Raw genomic sequence first — 20,844 nt, 5'->3', positions numbered from 1 at the left:
GCGATCTCCTTTCCGCTGCGCAGCCGTCAGAACAGCCCCTCGACATTGCCGTCGGCATCCAGCCCGATCCGGTTCGCCGCCGGTTCTCGCGGCAGGCCCGGCATGGTCATCACGTCGCCGCAGATCGCCACCACGAAGCCCGCGCCCGCCGCCAGCCGCACCTCGCGGATCGGCAGGGTGAAGCCCGAGGGCGCGCCCAGCGCGGCAGGATCGGCCGAAAAGCTGTATTGCGTCTTGGCCATGCAGACCGGCAGGTGGCCGTGATCCGCCTGCCAGTCGTCCAGCTGCTTGCGCACCGCGGGGGGCGCCTCGACGTGATCGGCGCGATAGATGCGGCGGGCGATGGTGCCGATCTTGTCCCACAGCGGCATCTCGTCGGGATAGAGCGTCGTGAAATCCGACGGCTCCGCCGCCAGCCGGACGACCTCGCGGGCCAGCGCCTCGGCCCCGGCGCCGCCCTCGGCCCAGTGCCGGCACAGGATCGCGCGCACGCCCAGCCCGTCGCAGATGTCGCTCACCGCGGCGATCTCGGCGTCGGTGTCAGTGGCGAAATGGTTGATCGCCACCACTAGCGGCACGCCGAACAGGCGCAGGTTCTCGATATGCCGGGTCAGGTTCACCGCCCCGGCGCGGACGGCCGCGACGTTCTCGGTCCCCAGGTCGGACTTGGCCACGCCGCCGTTCATCTTCAGCGCCCGCACCGTCGCCACCAGCACCACCGCCGACGGCGCGAGCCCGGCCTTGCGGCACTTGATGTTCAGGAATTTCTCGGCCCCCAGATCGGCGCCGAAGCCCGCCTCGGTCACCACGTAATCTGACAGCGCCAGCGCGGTCCGTGTGGCGATCACCGAATTGCAGCCATGGGCGATGTTGGCGAACGGGCCGCCATGAACCAGCGCCGGGTTGTTTTCCAGCGTCTGCACCAGGTTCGGCAGCAAGGCGTCGCGCAGCAGCACCGTCATCGCGCCGTCGGCCTGCAGCGCGCGCGCCGTGACCGGGCGGCCGTCGCGGGTGCGGGCGACGATGATCCGGCCCAGCCGGTCCTGCAGGTCGGCCAGGTCGCTGGCGAGACACAGGATCGCCATCACCTCGGAGGCGACGGTGATGTCGAAGCCGCCCTCGCGCGGCGTCCCGTTGGCCGGCCCGCCCAGCCCCAGCACGATGTCGCGCAGGACCCGGTCATTCATGTCCATGACCCGCCGCCAGGTCACACGGCGCAGGTCGATGTCCAGCGCGTTGCCCCAGTGGATATGGTTGTCGATCATCGCCGCCAGCAGGTTGTGGGCGCTGGTGATGGCGTGGAAATCGCCGGTGAAATGGAGGTTCATGTCCTCCATCGGCACCACCTGGGCGCGCCCGCCCCCGGCCGCCCCGCCCTTCATCCCGAAGTTCGGCCCCAGCGAGGCCTCGCGGATGCAGACCGTCGCCCGCTTGCCGATGCGGTTCAGCGCGTCGCCCAGGCCTACGGTGGTGGTGGTCTTGCCTTCGCCCGCGGGGGTCGGGTTGATCGCCGTCACGAGGATCAGCCGGCCCGGCGGGGCGCCGTCCAGCCCGGCGATGAAGTCGCGCGAAATCTTGGCCTTGTCGTGGCCATAGGGCAGGATGTCGCCCGCCCCGATGTCCAGCCGCGCGGCGATCTCGGCGATGTTCTTTCGGGCGGCCGCGCGCGCGATCTCGATATCGGTCAGCATGAGGGGTCCCTGTTCGTCTGGCCGCAGCCTAGCCGCAGCCGCCGGCCGCCGCAAAGGCATCGCCGCCCGAGAGTGTCCCCGGACGGCGATCTGTCCTTTTCGTTCCGCGGTTCGCCGCGTGTTCCCTGTCTCGACAGGTCCCCGCCCGTCCGGGTCGGAGGTGGTGGCCGGCCCCGGACGCGCCAGGGGCCGGGGTATCTCAGCTACACCCCGACGTCCCGCCGCAGGTGTTGCACTTCATGCAGGTGCCGTTGCGCACCAGCGTGTAGTTGCCGCATTCACCGCAGGGATCGCCCTCGTAGCCCTGCATCTTGGCCTTGGCGCGCGCGTCCATGGCCACCGAGACGGTGGTGGTCTCGAAGACCGCCGCCTCCTCGGCCATGCCCGAGGCCATCGCCACGGTGGACACGCCCCCCTGCAGCACCATCAGGTCATGGGGCATCCGCTTGCGCAGGTAGCCGGTCGAGCTGATCTGCTTGAGCAGCTGCACCGACTTGGACGCGCCAGACTCGGCCGGGACCAGTTCGGGCTGACCCTCGCGGTGGCCGCCGCCCAAGTCGTCGAAGCTGGTGCCGTTCGGCTTGACGTGGGCCAGATCGGTCCGGTCCAGATAGCTGACCGCCAGTTCCCGGAAGATATAGTCCAGGATCGAGGTCGCGTTCTTGATCGAGTCGTTGCCCTGCACGATCCCCGCCGGCTCGAAGCGGGTGAAGGTGAAGGCGTCCACGAACTCCTCCAGCGGCACGCCATATTGCAGGCCCACCGACACCGCGATGGCGAAGTTGTTCATCATCGCCCGGAAGCCCGCGCCTTCCTTGTGCATGTCGATGAAGATCTCGCCCAGCTTGCCGTCGTCGTATTCGCCGGTGCGCAGATAGACCTTGTGGCCGCCGATCAGCGCCTTCTGGGTATAGCCCTTGCGCCGGCCGGGCAGCTTTTCGCGGTGCGAGCGCACGGCCTCCTTGACGATGATCCGCTCGACGATCTTCTCGGCGAGGACCGCGGCCTTTTCCTGCGCGCTGCCGGTTTCCAGCACCTCGGCGGCCGCGTCGTCATCCTCGACCAGCGCCGACGCCAGAGGCTGCGACAGCTTGGACCCGTCGCGGTAGAGCGCGTTTGCCTTGATCCCGAGGCTCCAGGACAGCTCATAGGCGGCCAGCGCGTCCTCGATCGTGGCCGAGTTCGGCATGTTGATGGTCTTGGAAATCGCGCCCGAGATGAAGCTCTGCGCCGCCGCCATCATGCGGATGTGGCTGTCCACCGACAGATAGCGCGTGCCCTTCTTGCCGCAGGCATTGGCGCAGTCGAAGACGCTCATGTGTTCGGGCCTGAGGAAGGGGGCGCCCTCCAGCGTCATGGTCCCGCAGACATGGTCGTTGGCGGCGTCGATCTGGGCCTTGGTGAAGCCGAGATGGCGCAGCAGGTCGAAGGACGGATCGGCCAGCTTTTCGGCCGGGATGCCCAGCGTGCCCTTGCAGAAATCCTCTCCCAGCGTCCACTGGTTGAAGACGAAGCGGATGTCGAAGGCCGAGGCGAGCGCGGCGTCGACCTTTTCCATCTCGCGCGGGCCGAAGCCGTGGCCGACCAGTGCGCCGTGGTTGATGCCAGGGCAGTTGCCAAGGCTGGCGTGGCCGACGGCATAGGCCACGATCTCCTCGATCTGGGCCGAGCCGTAGCCGAGGGTTTCCAGCGCCGCCGGCACCGACTGGTTGATGATCTTGAAATAGCCGCCGCCGGCGAGCTTCTTGAACTTCACCAGCGCGAAGTCGGGCTCGATGCCGGTGGTGTCGCAGTCCATCACCAGCCCGATCGTGCCGGTCGGCGCGATCACCGTGGTCTGGGCGTTGCGGAAGCCGTGCTCCTCGCCCAGCGCCAGCGCCTTGTCCCAGGCCCGCTGCGCCATGACGGCGAGTTCCGGATCGGGGCAATTGTCCACGTCCAGCTCGACCGGGTTGACGTTCACCGCCTCGTAGTCGCCGGTGCCGTGCGCCGCGGCGCGGTGGTTGCGGATCACCCGCAGCATGTGCCGGGCGTTCTTCGCATAGCCGGGGAACGGCCCGAGTTCGCCCGCCATCTCGGCCGAGGTGGCGTAGCTCACGCCGGTCATCAGCGCGGTCAGCGCGCCGCACAGGGCCCGGCCCTCGTCGCTGTCATAGCCGAGGCCGAGGTTCATCAAGAGCCCGCCGATATTGGCGTAGCCGAGGCCGAGGGTGCGGAAGTCATAGGACCGCTGCGCGATCTCCTTGGACGGGAACTGCGCCATCAGCACGCTGATTTCCAGCGTGACGGTCCACAGCCGCGTGGCGTGGACATAGCCCTGCGCGTCGAACTGCCCGCCATTCAGGAAGGTCAGCAGGTTCATCGACGCCAGGTTGCAGGCCGTGTCGTCGAGGAACATGTACTCCGAGCACGGGTTCGAGCCGCGGATCGCCCCGTCCTCGGGGCAGGTGTGCCAGGCGTTCACCGTGTCGTGGAACTGGATGCCCGGATCGGCGCAGGCCCAGGCGGCGTGGCCGATCTGGTCCCACAGCTCGCGGGCCTTGACGGTCTTGGCGGTCTTGCCATCGGTGCGGCGGATCAGCGCCCAGTCGGCATCCTCGCGCACCGCCTTGAGGAAGGCGTCGGTGACGCGCACCGAGTTGTTCGAGTTCTGGCCCGAAACCGAAGCATAGGCTTCCGAGTCCCAGTCCGTGTCGTAGGTCGGGAACTCGATCGAATCAAAGCCCTGCCGCGCGTATTGCAGAACCCGGTTGATGTAGGTTTCGGGGATCATGGCGCGCTTGGCCGCGCGGATCGCCCCCTTCAGCGCGGCGTTCTGCGCCGGATCGGTGGCACCCTCGGCCGAACCATCCCACTGACGGATCGCCGCGAAGATCTCGTTCAGCTTCGCCTCGTGCTGCTTCGAGCCGGCTACCAGCGAAGCGACCTTCTGCTCCTCGATGACCTTCCAGTTGATGAACTGTTCGATGTCGGGGTGGTCCATGTCGCAGATGACCATCTTGGCCGCCCGCCGCGTGGTCCCGCCCGACTTGATCGCGCCCGCCGCGCGGTCGCCGATCTTGAGGAAGCCCATCAGCCCCGACGACTTGCCGCCGCCCGACAGCTTCTCGCCCTCGCCGCGCAGCGAGGAAAAATTGGTGCCGGTCCCCGAGCCGTACTTGAACAGCCGCGCCTCGCGGACCCACAAGTCCATGATCCCGCCCTCGTTCACGAGGTCGTCCGAGACCGACTGGATGAAGCAGGCATGCGGCTGCGGGTGCTCATAGGCGCTGTCGGACTTGACCAGCGCGCCGGTGCGATAGTCGACGTAGAAATGCCCCTGCGACGGGCCGTCGATGCCATAGGCCCAGTGCAGCCCGGTGTTGAACCACTGCGGCGAGTTCGGCGCGCCCATCTGCCGGGCGAGCATGTGGCGCATCTCGTCGTAATAGGCACGGGCGTCGGCCTCGGTGGTGAAATAGCCGCCCTTCCAGCCCCAGTAGGCCCAGGCGCCGGCGAGCCGGTCGAAGACCTGCCTGGCCGAGGTCTCGCCGACCAGCCGCTCGCCCGCCGGCAGCTTGTCCAGCGCCGCCTCGTCGGGGACCGAGCGCCACAGGAACTCGGGCACGCCCTTTTCCTTGACCCGCTTCAGCCGCGCCGGGACGCCGGCCTTGCGGAAGTATTTCTGCGCGATCACGTCGGAGGCGACCTGGCTCCAGCCCTCGGGGACCTCGACGGCCTCGTTGCGGAAGACGACGGTGCCGTCCGGGTTGCGGATTTCCGAGGTGGTGGTGACGAAGGCGATGTCGCCATAGGCGCCCTCGGATTCGGTCGTGTAACGGCGGTCGATCTTCATGCCTCTGCCCCCAATCTTCGCGGTCTTCAGCCGCGCTGGTGTCACTCGCCGTGCCGTCATCGTCCAGCGGCGCATGGCGTCGCAGGCGGGCGGAAGCACCGCCGTGGCTCGGGTCTGGTTCGTTTGTCCGGCGGCACAAGATATGGTGTCATCGCCCGCCGACCCACACAAAGTGAAGCGTGCAGCGGCCCGGATCAAGCGATTTATTTCGCGCTTGCACGAACGGAAACGGTTGACAGTCGCGTGTCAGGCACAGCCGGTCCGGAACGACTCAATCCGTTAACGAAACCTTAACGCGGCCCGGACGCACGGTCCTGCCGTAACCGGGCTGTCACGTCGCCGATGCCGGCTCGCGCGTCCCCGTGCGCGCCGCCGCCTAGGCCGCGCTGACGAAGTGCCGGACCAGCGCCTATCCGTTGCGCTTGCGCCAGACGAGGATCGTCCGGCTCCGGAATGTGGGGTGCAGGATCGGCCGCACCGCGACGCTCTTGCCCAGATAGCGGATCAGGCTTTCGGGATAGATGGTGATCCCCAGCCCCGCCGCCACGAGGCCGATCAGGGCCAGCGTGTTCGACGCCTCGAGACTAGGGCGCTGGGGGATTCGCTCGGCGTTGAACAGGTCGGTCAGCCGCCAGCGGAACTCGGCCCATTCCCGCACGTCGCCCAGAATCACCGGCTGGTCCTTCAGGTCTGCGGGACTGCGGCTCGGCTGCGCCAGCAACGGATGATCCAGGGGAATCACCGCGTACAGTAGTTCCGACGACAGCAGCGTGGTGTCGAAATCCGGGTGATCGAACGGGCCGATCATGAAGCCCAGGTCGATCTCGTCATTGGCCAGCGCCAGCTTCTGGCCGTGGGTGCGGATGTATTGCAGGCTCACCTCGACATGCGGGTCATCGCTGCGGAACCTCGCCACCGCGCGCGGCATCAATTCGGTCGCGGCAAAGGCCATGCAGGCCACGCGCAGCACCCCTGCCTTGCCCTTTGCCACCCACCGCGCGGAAATTCAGCTGCTCGGCCACGACCAGGAAGGACCGGAACAGATCCATCCCCGGGACGGCCGACATGACCACCGCCCGCACCCTCGATGCAGGTGACGCATCAATAACCGTGAACGTCGCAATTCTTCAGCCGCAGATGTCGGCTTCCTAAAGAAAGAACCACCTGGAAAAGCCGTTCCGGACCGAAACCCTGCCCGACGCGACCGGCGGCGCCCTGACCGCCGAGGCGATCCCGATCACCGAAGCGGGCCTGAAGGGCGGCGAAGTCATGCGGCTGCTCAGTCAGGGTGTGTTCGAGGTCGCCCACTGCCTGGGCAGCCATGTCGCGGCCGAAAACCCGGCCATCGAGGGCGCCGACCTGTCCTCGATCGCGCCGGATTTCACCACCATGCGGGCGGTGGCCAAGGCCCTGTCAGCCGATCATGGACAAGACGTTCCGCGACACCTACGGCGCGACCATCCTGGGGCTGCACCGGTGGCCCGCCAGCAAAACCTATTGCACCAAGCCGATCAGCAGCATCGCCGATCTCAAGGGCCGCACGGTGCGCGTCCACCCGGCGACGCTGGGCGAATCGTCGAGGGCGCAGGCGGCGTGGCGGTGACGGTCCCCTTCGCCGAGGTCGTGCCGGCGCTGGAAAGGGGGTCGCCGACTGCGCGATCACCGACCCGATGAGCGCCTATAACGCCAAGTGGCACGAGGTCGTCACCGACGTCTTCGCGCTGCGGGTGGGCTATTCGATCACCTTCACCGCGATCAATTCCAAGCTGTGGAAGGGCCTGCCAGAGGAGACCCGCGGGGCGATGACCGCCGAAGTGCGGAAGATGGAAGACAATGCCTGGACCAAGGCAGAGGCGAACGAAAAGCTGGGGCTCGCCTGCCTCACCGGCGGCGACGGCCGCTGGGCGAGGCCGGGCACGCCACCCTGCACGAACCGGGCGAGGCCGACATCGCCGCGCGTCAGGCGATCCTGGACGGGTTCATGCTCAAGCGGTGGGGCAAACGCTGCGGCGCCGACTGCGCCACGGCGTGGAACGGCGCGGCCGGCACCGCCGCGAGGCTGACCGATCCGACCAAATGACCCCTCGCGGCGCCGGACATCCCCGGCGCCGTTTCCGTTTCGGGCAACTGGAGAACCGGCCGATGATGCTGGACACCTCACTTGGCCTTGCCTAACCGACTCTCGCGCATTGCGGTCTGCCTTGGCGCCGCGATGATCCTGTTCGCGGCGCTGATGGTCTGCGTCGATGTCGAAGTGTCGATCGAGCTGCCGGGCATGGAGATGAAGGACATCGAGGCCCGACCTGGTGCCGCCGATGCTGATCTTCCTGGCCGTGGTCGGGTCGATCTATGCCGGCCTCGCGACACCCACCATCATCGGGTCGATGCCCTTCGTCATCGCGATGCTGGTGATGATCGCGGCACTGTCGCCTGGCCGCAGATCGCCCTGTGGCTGCCATCGCGCTTCGGCTGATCCGAGGGGCTGTCCCCCATACGCTCTGCAACGACGCGGCCTGACCCCGGGCTGCGTCTTGCGTTCAGGCGATTGCCGCCCTTACCCGGCCGCGCGGCGGACGCCGCGGTCGGTCACCACCAGGTCCAGAAGCTGGTCGTGGCGGTCGGTCGGCAGCAGGGGCAGCTCCTGCACCGCCCAGGCCAGCCCGATGGCGGTCACCGGCCCCGCGGCGCGCAGGCCGGCCAGGGTCCGGTCGTAATAGCCGCCGCCATAGCCCAGCCGGTTCAGCCGCGCGTCGAAGGCCACCAGCGGCACGATCAGCACCTGCGGCACGGCCTCGGGGGAGGTCTCGGCCGGGTGGCTGGTGCCGAAGACGCCCGCCACCAGCGGCTCGCCCCGCCACAGCCGGAATTGCAGCGGGACCGCCCGCCCCGGCACCACCGGCAGGCAGACCGGGCCGTCATGGGCGGCCATCGCCGGCCGCGGGTCGGGCTCGCCCCGCATCGGCCAGTAACCGGCCAGCACCTGCCCGGCATGGGGGTCCAGCGCGTGGCGCAGGTTGGCATCCAGCGCCGCGGCATCGCCCTGCGCCGTGCGCGCGGCCAGCGCCTGCGCCCGCAACGCGGCCTTTTCCGCGGCCGGGTCCATCCCTACAGCAGGATCCACGTCGCCAGGCCCAGAAATGCCATGAACCCGATCACGTCGGTCAGCATGGTCACGAAGGTCGGCGAGGCCAATGCCGGGTCCTGCCCCATCCGGTCCAGCGCCAGCGGCACGAGGATGCCGCCCACCGCCGCGACCGTCAGGTTGATGATCATCGCGGCCGCGATCACCCCCGACAATTCCGCATCCCGGAACCAGACATAGGCCACGACGGCCATCACCGCGCCGAACATGGCGCCGTTCATCAGCCCGACGATGGTTTCGCGCCGCACGATGCGCCACACGTTCGACGGCGTCAGGCTCTTGGTGGCAAGCCCGCGGACCACCACGGTCAGGGTCTGCGTCGCGGCATTGCCGCCCAGCGACGCGACGATCGGCATCAGCACCGCCAGCGCCACCAGCGAGGCGATGGAGTCCTCGAAGAACGCGATCACCCCGGCCGCCAGCAGGGCGGTCAGGACGTTGGCGCCCAGCCACGGCACCCGCTGCCGCGCCGTTTCCACCACGGTGTCGGAAATCGAGCTTTCGTCGCCCACCCCGGCCAGCAGCAGGATGTCTTCCTCGTGTTCCTCGTCCAGCACCGACATGGCGTCGTCGATGGTGATGACGCCGACCAGCCGGTCGGCCTCGTCCACCACCGGGGCGGAAATCAGGTGATACTGGTTGAAGAGATAGGCCACGTCGGCCTCTTCGGCGGTCGCGCGGATGCTGCGGAAACTGTCCTCTGTCAGGTCGCGCAGCGGCGTCGCGCGCGGCGACGACAACAGCCGGCCCAGGGTCACATAGCCGATCGGCCGCCGCCGCGGGTCGATGAGGACGACGTGATAGAACTGGTCCGGCAACCACTCCTCGCGGCGCAGGAAGTCGATGGTCTCGCCCACCGTCCAGTGTTCGGGCGCGGTCACCACCTCGGACTGCATCAGGCGGCCGGCCGAATACTCCGGCCAGGTCAGCGACTGTTCGACAGCGACCCGGTCCTCGGCGTCCAGCGCCGACAGGATCTCCTCGCGTTCCGGCGCGTCCAGGTCCTCGACCAGGTCCACGACGTCGTCGGTGTCCATCTCGCGGACGGCCTCGGCCACCACCTCGCGCGGCAGCGCCTCGATCACCTCCTCGCGGATCGATTCGTCGATCTCGCTGAGGATTTCGGCGTCGATCTCGCCCGAATACAGCCGCAGCAGTCGGCCGCGGCGCTGCGGGGTCAGCTGTTCGATCAGGTCGGCGACGTCGGCCCCGTGCAGGGGGTCCAGCAGCCCGTTCAGTGCCGGCCCGTCGCCGGCGTCGATCGCCGCCTCGATGTCGGCCACCAGCGCGCGGGCGGGGACGAAGGCGTCGTCCTCGGGATCGGCGTCGCGCAAGCGGGGATCGGACATGCAGGCACCTCGGTCAGGGGTCAGGGGGATGGCCGCGCGACCATAGGCGCGGCCCGGCGCCGGGGCAACGCCACGTCAGCCGTTCAGCAGCGCCAGCGCCGCGGCGTGCAGCTCCGGCGTCGCGGCGGCGATGACGCGGCCCCCGCCATGCGCCGGCCCACCCTGCCAGTCGGTGACGATGCCGCCCGCGGCCGCGATCACCGCGATCGGGGCCACGATGTCATAGGGCTGCAGCCCGGCCTCGATCACCAGGTCGACCTGCCCCATCGCCAGCAGCGCATAGGCGTAGCAATCCAGCCCATACCGGGTCAGCCGCACCTGCGCCGCGACCCGCCGGAAGGCGGCGCCATCCTCGGCCGTGCCGACCTCGGGGAAGGTGGTCAGCAGCGTCGCCTGGTCCAGCGCCACGCCGCGCCGCACCGCCAGCGGGCGCTCGCCGTGGGGCGAGGTCATCCGCGCGGTGCCCAGCCCGCCCTCGAACCGCTCGCCGGTCCAGGGCTGGTCGATCACGCCATAGCGCGGCCCGTCGGCGTCGCTCAGCCCGATCAGCACGCCCCAGGTCGGCGCGCCGCACAGATAGGCGCGGGTGCCGTCGATCGGGTCCAGCACCCAGGTCAGCCCGCTGCGGCCGGGCTGGACGCCGTATTCCTCGCCGAGGATCGCATCTTCGGGCCGCTCGCGCGCCAGGATCGCGCGCATGGCCCGTTCGCTCGCCCGGTCGGCCTCGGTCACCGGGTCGAAGCCGGTGGCGAGCTTGTTGTCGGGGACCAGTGCCGGGCTGCGGAAATGCCGCAGCGTTTCGGCGCGGGCGGCATCGGCCATCGCCGCCGCCGTGGCCCGGATCGCCGGCGCATCGGGGAAACGGGCGGCATCGGGGGATGAGGTCATCGGTGGCTCCGCGCTGGCCCGCCCTGCGGGCGCAAGCCTCGCCTTAGCGCGACCGGGGACGCGAAACCACCCCGCGCGGTCGCCCGTCAGGCGGCCTGTGACAGCACCCGGGCGAGCTCGAAGATCTGGCGCCGCTGCGCCTCGGGAATGGCGTAATAGGCGCGGATCAGCTGCAGCGCCTCCTTGTCGGCGATCAGGTCGATCTCGGCCTCCGACGGGCCGTCATCGCCCAGCCCGTCGAAGAAGAAGGTGATCGGCACCTCCATCGCCCGCGAGATATCCCACAGGCGGGACGCCGAAACCCGGTTCATTCCGGTCTCGTATTTCTGGATCTGCTGAAACTTTATGCCCACCGCGTCGGCGAGTTGCTGCTGCGTCATGCCGATCGTCCAACGGCGATGGCGGATGCGCTGACCGACATGTACATCGACAACATGTTTCATCGTAAACCTCACACAATCCAGACGGGCACTAGCCCGAGGCCGCGCAATCAGCGAGAAAATTTCTACTGAATCCCGATAGCTTTGTCTAAAAAGACAGGTCTCGCGGGGAGTTTTCCGCCGCCCCGCCGACCGCCATCAGCAGAGAGGCAAAATTGGACCGAATCATCTGGATCGAGGAACCCGGGGCGTCCCCCCGACTGCAGTCCGCCGCGTGCCGCGAGCCGGGTGCGGGCGAGGTCGTGGTGCGGCTACACGCCGCCGCGCTGAACTTTGCCGATCTTCTGATGATCGAGGCGAAATATCAGGAAACGCCCCCCTTCCCCTTCGTCGCCGGGCTCGAGGGCGCGGGCGTCGTCGAGGCCTGCGGGCCGGGCGCGCGGCTGGCGCCGGGCACCCGCGTCGCGGTCTATTCGCAGGGCACGCTGGCCGATCGCGGGGTGTTTCCCGAAACCGCCTGCCTGCCGATCCCCGACGCCATGCCGATGGTCGACGCGGCCGGGTTCCAAATCGCCTATGGCACCAGCCACCTGGCACTGACCCGCGACGGCCGGGTGCGGCCCGGCGATACCGTCGCCGTCCTGGGCGCGGGCGGCGGGGTCGGCCTCACGGCGGTCGAGATCGGCGCCGTTCTGGGCGCCCGCGTCATCGCCGTGGCCCGCGGCGCCGACAAGCTGGCCGCCGCGGGCGACGCCGGGGCGGCCGAGTTGATCGACAGCGACGCGACCTCCGACCTGCGCGCCGCCTTGCGCGCGCTGGGTGGCGTCGACGTGGTCTATGACGCGGTCGGCGACGCGCCCGGGCTTGCCGCCTTCGGGGCGCTGAAGCCCGGCGGCCGCCACCTGCTGATCGGCTTTGCCGGCGGCCGGCCGCCGGCTCTGCCGCTGAACCACGCACTGGTCAAGAACATCTCGGTCCACGGCTTTAACTGGGGCGCCTATCGCACCCTCGATCCCGCCGCGCTGCGCGACAGCCTCGCAGCGCTGTTCGAGCTGTACGCACAGGGGCGGCTGCGGCCGGTGGCGGGCACCGTGCTGCCGCTGGATCGGGCCGTCGAGGGCTACGACCTGCTGCGCCGCCGCCAGGCCGTCGGCAAGGTGATCCTGACGATGACCGGCGCATCGGATCAATCGTAACGAAAAGCTTCGGAATTCGGGGCGGGAAGGTTGAAAACCGTCCCGCCCGAACCGATATTCCGCCCATGCGGGACCGGGCACGTCCGGTCCGCCAAGAGGGAATGCTGATGGCTGACTACAACACGATCCGCCGCCCGGCCACGACGGCCACCCGTGCTGCGGTCTATGACGAGGGCCTGCGGGCCTACATGAACCGGGTCTATGGCCTGATGACCGCCGGCATGGCGGTCAGCGCCGCCGTGGCCTGGGGCTTTGCCGAAATGGCGGGCGGGCCGGGTGCCTGGACCGAATTCGGCCGGGTGATCTACCAGTCGCCGGTGCGCTGGGTGATCATGTTCCTGCCGCTGATCATGGTGTTTGCCTTCGGCGCGGCGTTGAACCGCCTGTCCACGCAGGGCGCGACGCTGATGTTCTATGCCTTCGCCGCGGCGATGGGCGCCTCGCTCAGCTCGATCTTCCTGCGCTATACCGACGCCTCGATCGTCACGACCTTCCTGGCCACGGCCGGGGGCTTCGCGGCGCTCTCGCTGTATGGCTACACTACCAAGCGCGACCTGTCGGCGATGGGGCGGTTCCTGATGATCGGCCTCGTGGGCCTGATCATCGCCATGCTGGTCAACATGTTCGTGGGCTCGGGCGCCGTGGCGTTCGCGATCTCGACCGTTGGCGTGCTGATCTTTGCCGGCCTGACCGCCTATGACACCCAGAACATCAAGAACACCTATCTGGAGCTGGCCAATTCGGGCAGCGATTTCCTGGGCAAGTCGGCGATCATGGGCGCGCTAACGCTGTATCTGGACTTCCTGAACCTGTTCACCTTCCTGCTGAACTTCACGGGCCAGCAGGAGTGATCGGGTCCTGACCCGCAGATGAAAGAGCCGGCCCTCGGGCCGGCTCTTTTCGTTGGTGCGGGCGGTGGCGACCCCGGAAGGGCTCGAACCCTCAACCTGCCGATTAGAAGTCGGCTGCTCTATCCAGTTGAGCTACGGGGCCGGACGCCGCGCATCCGCGCGCCCTACCTGCGGCAAACCGGGCCACGGCGCAAGCGTGTCCCGCCCCAGCGTCCCGCGTCACAGCATGCGAGTCATGAAGACGCTGTTCGGGTCGGGGCCATAGCCCTCGAACGGGCCGCATTCGGCGAAGCCGGCCCGCGCATACAGCGCCCGCGCCGCGGCGAAGCTGTCCTGCGCGCCGGTTTCCAGCGACAGCCGCGCCAGCCCCCGCGCGCCGGCCTGCGCCACCAGCGCATCCAGCATCCGCTGCGCCAGCCCCTCGCCCCGCCGCTCGGCCAGCACGTGCATCGACTTGATCTCGCCGTGGTCGGGACCGATGCGCTTGACGGCGCCCATGCCCACCGGCTCGGTGCCGTCGCGCATCACCAGGAAGTCGATGCCCTCGCGCGCCAGATCGGCGCGCGGCAGCATGTGGATGGATTCCGGCGGGGTGTCGGCATGCATCGCCGCGACATGGCGTCCGAACAGCAGGTCCAGATCGGGCGACAGCGGGCTTTCGGGGGCGATGGTGATCGTCATCGGGATCCGGGCGCAGAGGGTGAGGCAGCGACCGCCGACAGCGGGGCCGCCCGGGGGTCAGTGCGTCCAGGGCGCCCGGCGGACGGTGGCGAAGTTCTCGCCATAGCCGCGGGGGCGGATGTTGGCGGCGCGCGACTGCGGCTCGGTCACGACGTAATCCAGCCCATTCGCCTTGGCATAGGCCTCGGCCTCGGCGCGGGTGGCAAAGCGCAGCCGCACCTGGCTTTGGGTGTCGGCGCTGCTGGTCCAGCCCATCAGCGGGTCCAGCCCGCGCGGTTCGTCCTGCGGAAAGACCAGCACCCAGCCCTTGGTCCGGGCGGTACCGGACTGCATGGCATTGCGGGCAGGCTGAAAGATGCGGACGCGCATGGCGGACCCCTTCACAGGACGGCATTTCTTTGCCGCCATCTTGTGCCGCAGCGGCGGGCCGCGTTCAAGCCCGCGCTCGCCGGGCGGCTGAACAGTTGTTTGACCGGGGGAACGTCTCGTGCGCCCTCACGTTAATTAACGTCACCTTCAGTCCGGAGAGAGAAAATGCCCACAGGCTTTGCCATCCAGACCCGCACCCTGCCCGAGCCGCGCCTGATCGGCGCCCTGATGCTGGGCGCCGCGCTGGCGCTGCTGCCGCTTGCAGGCATGGCGCAGACCACTGCGCCAGAGACCGCGCCGGCCGATGCCGCGACGGCTGCCCCGGCTGCTCGCGCAGATGCGGCCGCTACCCCTGCCGCGCCGGCCGCGCCGGCCACCGCTTCCGCAGATGCCGCAGCCGCTCCCGCCGCAGGCGCCCCCGCCGGCACCACCACCGAGGCAACTGCCGAAACGGCGCAGGCCGCCGCCGTCCTGAAATCCGCCGACGGGACCGAGCATGGCAGCGTCACGCTGTCGGACACGCCGTCAGGGTCGCTGCACGTCATCCTGCATCTCGAGGCGCTGCCGGACGGCCCCCACGCGATCCATATCCACGAGACCGGCAAGTGCGAGGGCCCCAAGTTCGAAAGCGCGGGCGGCCACCTTGCCGGCGACAAGAAGCACGGCGCGCTGCACCCCCAGGGGATGCACAAGGGTGACCTGCCCAACATCGACGCCGCCGATGGCGGGGCGGTCACGCAGGAATTCTTCGTGCCCGGCGTCACGCTGGCCGACGTGATGGATGACGATGGCGGCAGCTTCATCGTCCACGCGGGCACCGACGACTATGTCTCGCAGCCGGCGGGCAATGCCGGCGACCGCATCGCCTGCGGCGTGTTCGAGGCCACGGCGGCCACCAACTGACCGCCGGGCCCGCCGCCCTGCTGTCAGAAACTGTCAGCAGCGCCTGGCGGGCCCACGCAGCTCAGACTTCCTGACAGAACCTGTCAGCAGGGCCGTCCCCTCGGGGCGGCCCTTCCCTTGCATTCCCCCCCGCGGATGCCCACCCTAGAGCCGTCCGAAAGGTTCCCCGGCATGGCCCACAACAACACCAACGCGCCCACCGCGCTGCTGCCCGAACAGTCCCGCCCCCGCGAAAAGCTGGAAGGCGGCCGGCGCTTCGTGATGCACAGCGAATTCCAGCCCGCTGGCGACCAGCCGACCGCCATCGTCGAGCTGGCCCAGGGCGTGCGCGACGGCGAACGCGACCAGGTGCTGCTGGGCGCGACCGGGACCGGCAAGACCTACACCATGGCCAAGGTGATCGAGGAGACCCAGCGCCCGGCCATCATCCTCGCACCGAACAAGACCCTCGCCGCGCAGTTATACGGCGAATTCAAGGGGTTCTTCCCGGAAAACGCGGTCGAATACTTCGTCAGCTATTACGACTACTACCAGCCCGAGGCCTATGTCCCGCGCTCGGACACCTATATCGAGAAGGAATCGCAGATCAACGAGGCCATCGACCGGATGCGCCACTCGGCCACCCGGGCGCTGCTGGAACGCGACGACGTCATCATCGTCGCCTCGGTCAGCTGCATCTACGGCATCGGCTCGGTCGAGACCTATTCGGCGATGACCCAGGACATGATGGTCGGCCAGTCCTACGATCAGCGCCAGTTCATCGGCGAGCTGGTGGCGCAGCAATACAAGCGGCTGGACACCGCCTTCCAGCGCGGCGCCTTCCGGGTGCGCGGCGACGTGGTCGAGGTCTGGCCCGCCCACCTCGAGGACCGCGCCTGGCGGTTTTCCTTCTTCGGCAACGAGCTGGAAAGCATCACCGAGTTCGACCCGCTGACCGGCGCGAAAGAGGCCGACTACCGCCAGATCCGCATCTACGCGAACAGCCACTACGTCACCCCGCGTCCGACTTTGCAGCAGGCGATCAAGGGGATACGGATCGAACTTCAGAACCGGCTGCAGCAGTTGACCGACGAGGGCAAGCTGCTTGAGGCGCAGCGGCTGGAACAGCGGACCAACTTCGACATCGAGATGCTGGAGGCGACGGGCGTCTGCAACGGCATCGAGAACTACTCGCGCTACCTCACCGGCCGGGCCCCCGGCGAGCCGCCGCCGACGTTGTTCGAGTTCATCCCCGACAACGCCATCGTCTTTGCCGACGAAAGCCACGTCAGCGTGCCGCAGATCGGCGGCATGTATCGCGGCGACTTCCGGCGCAAGTTCACGCTGGCCGAACACGGGTTCCGCCTGCCCTCGTGCATGGACAACCGCCCGCTCAAGTTCGAGGAATGGGACGCGATGCGCCCGCAATCGGTGTTCGTGTCCGCGACCCCGGCGCAGTGGGAAATGGACCAGACCGGCGGCGTCTTCACGGAACAGGTGATCCGCCCGACCGGCCTGCTGGACCCGGTGATCGAGATCCGGCCGGTCGAGACGCAGGTGGACGACCTGCTGGACGAGGTGCGCAAGGTTTCGGCCCAGGGCTACCGTACGCTGGTCACCACGCTGACCAAGCGCATGGCCGAGGACCTGACCGAATACCTGCACGAACAGGGCATCCGCGTGCGCTACATGCACTCGGACATCGACACCATCGAGCGGATCGAGATCCTGCGCGACCTGCGGCTGGGCGCTTATGACGTACTGGTGGGGATCAACCTGCTGCGCGAGGGGCTGGATATTCCCGAATGCGGGCTCGTGGCGATCCTCGACGCCGACAAGGAAGGCTTCCTGCGGTCCGAGACCTCACTGATCCAGACCATCGGCCGGGCGGCGCGGAACGTGGACGGGCGGGTGATCCTGTATGCCGACCGGATCACCGGCAGCATGGAACGCGCCATCGCCGAAACCGAACGCCGCCGCGCCAAGCAGCAAGCCTATAACGAGGCCCACGGCATTACTCCGCAGACGGTCAGGAAGAACGTCGAGGACGTGCTGGCCGGCCTGTGGCAGGGCGACACCGACCAGTCGCGGATCACCACGAAGATCGACAAGCCGTTGGTCGGCGCCAACCTGCAGGCGCATCTGGACGCCCTGCGCGCGCAGATGCGCAAGGCCGCCGAGAACCTGGAATTCGAGGAAGCCGCCCGCCTGCGCGACGAGGTCAAGCGGCTGGAAGCTGTGGAACTTGCCGTCTCGGACGACCCCCTGGCCCGCCAGCAGGCCGTCGAGGAGGCCGCCGAGGCCGCCACCCGCGCCTCGGGCCGGTCCACCGCCGGCCGGGCTGGCCAGCGGGGCGGCAACAGGCGCAGCAAGCGGCGGCACTAGGCCGCCGCGCGCTCAGCGCCGGGCCAGGAACGATCCGCGCCCCGGCGTGGGGTCGGGAATGTCCTCGATGGTGGTGAACTTGCAGTCGTCCAGCATGTCGCGGACGCAGGCGCGGGTCGGGAACCACTTGCGGATGTGATGGACCCCGGCCTCGGGCGGCTTGAAATGGATGAAGCTGTCCTCGCCCTCGTGCAGCGTGGTTTCCAGCCACAGCAGGTCCGAAGCCCTGGCAATGATTTCCAGGTCGTGGAACGGGTGGCGCAGGTGATACAGCAGCCCCAGGCACAGGATCGCGTCATAGCGTTCCCCCGGCTGGATCGCCGTGACGTCGCCGACGCGGGTCCAGATGCGGTCCTGCACCCCCGTCACCTGGGCGGCAAAGCGCAGCCGCTTGACCATCGCGCTCCAGAAATCCTGGGCCAGCACATGCGCGCCGCGACGGGCCATCTCGATCGCGAAGAACCCGTCGGCGCAGCCCAGATCCAGCACCCGCATCCCGGTCATGTCGGCCGGAAGCACGTCCTCGTAGACCCGCCAGCGGCGGATCGGGTGATCGACCGGCTGCGGGCCGACGCTGGGCGCGATCTCGCGCGTGGCGATGCCGGGGGCCAGCTGGATGTTGTGGAACCACGGGCCAAGCCGGGTGATCTGCGCCCGCAGATCGTCATCGGCCAGCGGCGCCGCGAGGGGCGGCACCGGTTCGGCGCCGGCGATGTCGCCAAAGTCGGTAGGCTGCGTCATGGGACAACTCTTGCTGTTCAGTTGCTGGTGCGCGGATGGCGGTCAGCTCTTTCGCCGCGTGGTCGCCGCGCCGGCGCCGCCGGCGTGGCTCATCACCTCGTCGGCCAGCGCGGCGATCTCTTCGCGGGCCGGCCCGCGCGGGCCCTCGGCCACGGCGCTGCCGTGGCCCAGCGTCTCGGCATAGGCCACGCGATGGGCCAGCTGCGCCTCGGCCACGTCGACGCCGAGTTCCGCGGCGCCGGCGGCGACCTCGGCCCCCAGCCGGGTATTCGGGCGGACCCGGTTCAGCACGATCAGCACCGGCCGCTTTTCGCGGTGGGCCAGGTCCAGCACCCCCTCGGTCGCCCACAGGTCGACCTGGCTCGACGCGACGGGGACCACGATCAGGTCGGCGATCCGCAGCGCCGGGCGCAGGTCGCTTTCGATCTTCGGCGGGGTGTCGATCAGCACAACGTCAAAGCGCTTCTTGAGCTTTTCGCCTTCATAGCTGGCGCCCCAGGCGGAGGAGGTGGTGAACTCCATCCCCTCGTCCTCGCCCTGGCGGTCGACGCGTTCCATGAACCAGCGGCCCAGGCTGCCCTGCGGGTCGGTGTCCAGCACCGCCACCGTCAGCCCCTGGCGCCGCAGCGCCACGGCCAGGTTGACGGTCAGCGTCGTCTTGCCGGAACCGCCCTTCTGCTGGGCCACGGTGATGATGCGTCCGACCATGCTGCGGTCCCCCATGTTCGTGCGGATCAACAGGTCGCACGCACCCCCGGCAAGGGCAAGAGCACCCGGCGCAGGCTGCGTCAATAAACCGAGGCGACCTCGTACATCACCGGCTCGAAGCTGCGGCACATGGTGTGGATCGCGCGGTTGCGCTCGCGCATTTCGGGGGTGCGCAGCATCGCCTGGTAATCGCTGCGCTGGCGCCACTGGGAATAGGTGGCGATGCGGGTCTGGGCGTCGTTCAGATGCACGGCGCCGGAAACGAAGCCGGGCTGGCGCGAGATCACCTGCGCATAGGCCTCGTCCAGCGCGTCGAGCACGTCATGGGCGGTGCCGGGCGTCACGTCGAAGGTGCAGATGATGGTCTGGCCGGTGAAATCGGGGCTGATGTCGGGCATGTCGCGTCCTTTCCTGACGGGGGGGCGTGGTTGGGCTGGGGCCAGTGTGGCACGCCGTGCGGGCTTCGCCTATCCCGTCGCTTGCATCGCCCGGTCGGGGATGGGAAAGCTGCGCCGTCCCGGCCAACCGCGAGTTTCCCGCCATGTCCTCAGAGCCGTCCTCTGCGCCGTCTTCCGCGCCCCCGATCCCGGTCTTCGACGGGCACAACGACTATCTGCAGCGCGCCATGGCCGCCGGGGATGGCGCCGCGCGGCTGTGGACCGAGGGCGACGGCACCGGCCACATGGACCTGCCGCGGCTGAAGGCCGGGGGCATGGTCGGCGGGTTCTTCGCGATGTGGATCCCCGACCCCGAGACCGGCGACATCGAGGCGCTGCTGAAGCAGAAGGAAAACCCGCCCTTCGACCTGCCGCTGCCGCAGCAGGTGCCCGCGGCGCAGGCGCTGCCGCAGGCATTCGCACAGGCGGCGGCGCTGTATGCGATGGAACGCACCGGGACGCTGTCGGTCTGCCGCAGCGCCGCCGACATCCGCGCCGCGATGGCGGCCGGGCGGATCGCCGCGATCCTGCACATGGAGGGCGCCGAGCCGCTGGCCAACCCCGATGCGCTGCATCTGTGGCACGCGGCCGGCCTGCGCTCGCTGGGGTTCGTGTGGTCGCGCCCGACCGCTTACGGGAACGGGGTGCCGTTCGCCTTCCCCTCGCCCCCCGATCGCGGCGACGGGCTGACCCCGGCCGGCAAGGCGCTGGTGCGCGACTGCAACGCGCTGAAGGTCCTGATCGACCTGTCGCATCTGAACGAGAAGGGCTGCGACGACGTGGCCCGGCTCAGCGATGCGCCGCTGGTCGCCACCCATTCCGGCGTGCACGCGCTCTGCGCCAGCTCGCGCAACCTGACCGACCGCCAGCTGCGCCAGATCGCCGACAGCGGCGGCGTGGTCGGGCTGAACTACAATACCGGCTTCTTGCGGCCCGACGGCCGGCGCGAGCCGTTCCGCGGCCATGACATCATGCTGCGCCACCTCGATCACCTGATCGGGATTCTCGGGGAAACCGGCGTTGCGCTGGGGTCGGATTTCGACGGTGCGGTGATGCCCGCGGATCTGGCCGATACCGCGGCGCTGCCCGGCTTCCTGCAGGCGATGCAGGATCACGGCTACGACCGCGCGCTGGTCGAACGCATCGCCTGGAAGAACTGGATGGACGTGCTGGAGCGGACCTGGGGCGGCTGAGGGGGGCCTCATCGCCGCCATGGCCAGGGTGTCTGCTGACGTCCCGACCCCCGGCTCTCCGCGCTTGCGTGCCCGCGCTTTGCGCTAGCCTCGGCGACACCGCGCGGGCGGGCGCC

The 20,844-nt window shown here is 69.0% G+C and carries 21 protein-coding genes and 1 tRNA gene; 8 read left to right on the top strand and 14 right to left on the bottom strand.

Annotated elements, in window-relative coordinates; genetic code table 11:
- Positions 1-26: 26 nt before the first annotated feature.
- The 4 genes from IC63_RS03210 to IC63_RS18665 all read right to left on the bottom strand — a co-directional run bounded on the left by IC63_RS03210 (position 27) and on the right by IC63_RS18665 (position 6,849).
- Positions 27-1,691 (bottom strand): formate--tetrahydrofolate ligase, encoded by a 1,665-nt coding sequence (locus IC63_RS03210; RefSeq protein ID WP_036716861.1) that lies wholly within the window; start codon positions 1,689-1,691, stop codon positions 27-29.
- A 199-nt stretch (positions 1,692-1,890) separates the two neighbouring features.
- The gene (locus tag IC63_RS03205; RefSeq protein WP_036716859.1) at positions 1,891-5,526 is read right to left on the bottom strand and encodes a vitamin B12-dependent ribonucleotide reductase; all 3,636 of its coding nucleotides are present in this window, start codon (positions 5,524-5,526) and stop codon (positions 1,891-1,893) included.
- 409 nt (positions 5,527-5,935) lie between these two features.
- Entirely contained in the window at positions 5,936-6,517 is a 582-nt protein-coding gene (locus IC63_RS03200; protein WP_269634656.1) for a LysR family substrate-binding domain-containing protein, read from the bottom strand.
- A 110-nt stretch (positions 6,518-6,627) separates the two neighbouring features.
- Entirely contained in the window at positions 6,628-6,849 is a 222-nt protein-coding gene (locus tag IC63_RS18665) for a hypothetical protein (protein WP_232222492.1), read from the bottom strand.
- Positions 6,850-6,949: 100 nt separating this feature from the next.
- On the opposite strand from IC63_RS18665, the gene IC63_RS18660 reads away from it, so the two are divergent.
- From IC63_RS18660 to IC63_RS03190, 3 genes are all read left to right on the top strand, one after another.
- Positions 6,950-7,129, top strand: a complete 180-nt coding sequence (locus tag IC63_RS18660; RefSeq protein ID WP_052041836.1) for a hypothetical protein — start codon at positions 6,950-6,952, stop codon at positions 7,127-7,129.
- A gap of 67 nt (positions 7,130-7,196) precedes the next feature.
- Positions 7,197-7,589, top strand: coding sequence for a type 2 periplasmic-binding domain-containing protein (locus tag IC63_RS18655; RefSeq protein ID WP_232222491.1), 393 nt, complete (start codon positions 7,197-7,199; stop codon positions 7,587-7,589).
- Positions 7,590-7,738: 149 nt separating this feature from the next.
- On the top strand, positions 7,739-7,999 hold the full coding sequence (locus IC63_RS03190; RefSeq protein WP_036716857.1) for a hypothetical protein: 261 nt from the start codon (positions 7,739-7,741) through the stop codon (positions 7,997-7,999).
- 81 nt (positions 8,000-8,080) lie between these two features.
- On the opposite strand, the gene IC63_RS03185 is transcribed toward IC63_RS03190, so the two are convergent.
- From IC63_RS03185 to IC63_RS03170, 4 genes are all read right to left on the bottom strand, one after another.
- Positions 8,081-8,629: a 5-formyltetrahydrofolate cyclo-ligase gene (locus tag IC63_RS03185; protein WP_036716855.1), complete on the bottom strand. Its 549-nt coding sequence runs from the start codon at positions 8,627-8,629 to the stop codon at positions 8,081-8,083.
- Positions 8,630-8,631: 2 nt separating this feature from the next.
- Positions 8,632-10,017 (bottom strand): magnesium transporter, encoded by a 1,386-nt coding sequence (gene mgtE, locus IC63_RS03180; RefSeq protein WP_036716852.1) that lies wholly within the window; start codon positions 10,015-10,017, stop codon positions 8,632-8,634.
- 75 nt (positions 10,018-10,092) lie between these two features.
- Complete coding sequence (gene hisN / locus IC63_RS03175) at positions 10,093-10,905, bottom strand: histidinol-phosphatase (RefSeq protein ID WP_036716850.1); 813 nt, start codon at positions 10,903-10,905, stop codon at positions 10,093-10,095.
- A gap of 86 nt (positions 10,906-10,991) precedes the next feature.
- Entirely contained in the window at positions 10,992-11,348 is a 357-nt protein-coding gene (locus IC63_RS03170) for a helix-turn-helix domain-containing protein (RefSeq protein ID WP_036716848.1), read from the bottom strand.
- A gap of 152 nt (positions 11,349-11,500) precedes the next feature.
- Here IC63_RS03170 and IC63_RS03165 point away from each other — a divergent pair, with 152 nt between their 5' ends.
- Positions 11,501-12,481, top strand: a complete 981-nt coding sequence (locus IC63_RS03165; RefSeq protein ID WP_232222490.1) for an NADPH:quinone oxidoreductase family protein — start codon at positions 11,501-11,503, stop codon at positions 12,479-12,481.
- 107 nt (positions 12,482-12,588) lie between these two features.
- Positions 12,589-13,332: a Bax inhibitor-1/YccA family protein gene (locus IC63_RS03160; protein ID WP_036716898.1), complete on the top strand. Its 744-nt coding sequence runs from the start codon at positions 12,589-12,591 to the stop codon at positions 13,330-13,332.
- Between the two features lie 65 nt (positions 13,333-13,397).
- Here the strand turns inward: IC63_RS03160 and IC63_RS03155 are convergent.
- The 3 genes from IC63_RS03155 to IC63_RS03145 form a co-directional block, all read right to left on the bottom strand.
- Positions 13,398-13,474 (bottom strand) — tRNA-Arg (locus tag IC63_RS03155).
- 77 nt (positions 13,475-13,551) lie between these two features.
- A complete protein-coding gene (locus tag IC63_RS03150; protein WP_036716846.1) occupies positions 13,552-14,013 on the bottom strand; it encodes a GNAT family N-acetyltransferase in 462 nt (153 codons plus the stop codon).
- A gap of 57 nt (positions 14,014-14,070) precedes the next feature.
- Positions 14,071-14,382: an ETC complex I subunit gene (locus tag IC63_RS03145; protein WP_036716844.1), complete on the bottom strand. Its 312-nt coding sequence runs from the start codon at positions 14,380-14,382 to the stop codon at positions 14,071-14,073.
- Between the two features lie 165 nt (positions 14,383-14,547).
- Here IC63_RS03145 and IC63_RS03140 point away from each other — a divergent pair, with 165 nt between their 5' ends.
- Positions 14,548-15,285: a superoxide dismutase family protein gene (locus IC63_RS03140; RefSeq protein WP_156965331.1), complete on the top strand. Its 738-nt coding sequence runs from the start codon at positions 14,548-14,550 to the stop codon at positions 15,283-15,285.
- A 171-nt stretch (positions 15,286-15,456) separates the two neighbouring features.
- Entirely contained in the window at positions 15,457-17,649 is a 2,193-nt protein-coding gene (gene uvrB / locus IC63_RS03135) for an excinuclease ABC subunit UvrB (protein ID WP_036716842.1), read from the top strand.
- Positions 17,650-17,661: 12 nt separating this feature from the next.
- Here uvrB and IC63_RS03130 read toward each other — a convergent pair whose 3' ends face one another.
- The 3 genes from IC63_RS03130 to IC63_RS03120 form a co-directional block, all read right to left on the bottom strand.
- Positions 17,662-18,390, bottom strand: a complete 729-nt coding sequence (locus tag IC63_RS03130; RefSeq protein WP_052041834.1) for a methyltransferase domain-containing protein — start codon at positions 18,388-18,390, stop codon at positions 17,662-17,664.
- A gap of 42 nt (positions 18,391-18,432) precedes the next feature.
- The gene (gene parA, locus IC63_RS03125; RefSeq protein ID WP_052041840.1) at positions 18,433-19,098 is read right to left on the bottom strand and encodes a ParA family partition ATPase; all 666 of its coding nucleotides are present in this window, start codon (positions 19,096-19,098) and stop codon (positions 18,433-18,435) included.
- A gap of 80 nt (positions 19,099-19,178) precedes the next feature.
- Positions 19,179-19,496: an antibiotic biosynthesis monooxygenase family protein gene (locus tag IC63_RS03120; RefSeq protein WP_036716840.1), complete on the bottom strand. Its 318-nt coding sequence runs from the start codon at positions 19,494-19,496 to the stop codon at positions 19,179-19,181.
- Positions 19,497-19,639: 143 nt separating this feature from the next.
- Between IC63_RS03120 and IC63_RS03115 the strand changes: the two genes are divergently transcribed.
- Positions 19,640-20,728 (top strand): dipeptidase, encoded by a 1,089-nt coding sequence (locus IC63_RS03115; RefSeq protein ID WP_052041833.1) that lies wholly within the window; start codon positions 19,640-19,642, stop codon positions 20,726-20,728.
- Positions 20,729-20,844: the final 116 nt, after the last annotated feature.

It is taken from the genome of Paracoccus sphaerophysae (assembly GCF_000763805.1).
Taxonomy (GTDB): domain Bacteria; phylum Pseudomonadota; class Alphaproteobacteria; order Rhodobacterales; family Rhodobacteraceae; genus Paracoccus; species Paracoccus sphaerophysae.
The sequence above is the reverse complement of the archived record's forward strand: the minus strand, read 5'-3'. Positions and strand labels throughout refer to the sequence as shown.

Excerpts from the sequence above, each read along its gene's own strand:
- IC63_RS03150 (WP_036716846.1), bottom strand. The coding sequence starts at position 14,013 with ATGACGATCACCATCGCCCCCGAAAGCCCGCTGTCGCCCGATCTGGAC.
- IC63_RS03140 (WP_156965331.1), top strand. The coding sequence starts at position 14,548 with ATGCCCACAGGCTTTGCCATCCAGACCCGCACCCTGCCCGAGCCGCGC.
- parA (WP_052041840.1), bottom strand. The coding sequence starts at position 19,098 with ATGGTCGGACGCATCATCACCGTGGCCCAGCAGAAGGGCGGTTCCGGC.
- IC63_RS03120 (WP_036716840.1), bottom strand. The coding sequence starts at position 19,496 with ATGCCCGACATCAGCCCCGATTTCACCGGCCAGACCATCATCTGCACC.
- IC63_RS03210 (WP_036716861.1), bottom strand. The coding sequence starts at position 1,691 with ATGCTGACCGATATCGAGATCGCGCGCGCGGCCGCCCGAAAGAACATC.
- IC63_RS18665 (WP_232222492.1), bottom strand. The coding sequence starts at position 6,849 with ATGGCTGCCCAGGCAGTGGGCGACCTCGAACACACCCTGACTGAGCAG.
- IC63_RS18655 (WP_232222491.1), top strand. The coding sequence starts at position 7,197 with ATGAGCGCCTATAACGCCAAGTGGCACGAGGTCGTCACCGACGTCTTC.
- IC63_RS03170 (WP_036716848.1), bottom strand. The coding sequence starts at position 11,348 with ATGAAACATGTTGTCGATGTACATGTCGGTCAGCGCATCCGCCATCGC.
- IC63_RS03160 (WP_036716898.1), top strand. The coding sequence starts at position 12,589 with ATGGCTGACTACAACACGATCCGCCGCCCGGCCACGACGGCCACCCGT.
- IC63_RS03190 (WP_036716857.1), top strand. The coding sequence starts at position 7,739 with ATGATCCTGTTCGCGGCGCTGATGGTCTGCGTCGATGTCGAAGTGTCG.
- IC63_RS03205 (WP_036716859.1), bottom strand. The coding sequence starts at position 5,526 with ATGAAGATCGACCGCCGTTACACGACCGAATCCGAGGGCGCCTATGGC.
- IC63_RS03145 (WP_036716844.1), bottom strand. The coding sequence starts at position 14,382 with ATGCGCGTCCGCATCTTTCAGCCTGCCCGCAATGCCATGCAGTCCGGT.
- IC63_RS03115 (WP_052041833.1), top strand. The coding sequence starts at position 19,640 with ATGTCCTCAGAGCCGTCCTCTGCGCCGTCTTCCGCGCCCCCGATCCCG.
- uvrB (WP_036716842.1), top strand. The coding sequence starts at position 15,457 with ATGGCCCACAACAACACCAACGCGCCCACCGCGCTGCTGCCCGAACAG.
- IC63_RS03130 (WP_052041834.1), bottom strand. The coding sequence starts at position 18,390 with ATGACGCAGCCTACCGACTTTGGCGACATCGCCGGCGCCGAACCGGTG.
- IC63_RS03185 (WP_036716855.1), bottom strand. The coding sequence starts at position 8,629 with ATGGACCCGGCCGCGGAAAAGGCCGCGTTGCGGGCGCAGGCGCTGGCC.
- mgtE (WP_036716852.1), bottom strand. The coding sequence starts at position 10,017 with ATGTCCGATCCCCGCTTGCGCGACGCCGATCCCGAGGACGACGCCTTC.
- hisN (WP_036716850.1), bottom strand. The coding sequence starts at position 10,905 with ATGACCTCATCCCCCGATGCCGCCCGTTTCCCCGATGCGCCGGCGATC.
- IC63_RS18660 (WP_052041836.1), top strand. The coding sequence starts at position 6,950 with ATGGACAAGACGTTCCGCGACACCTACGGCGCGACCATCCTGGGGCTG.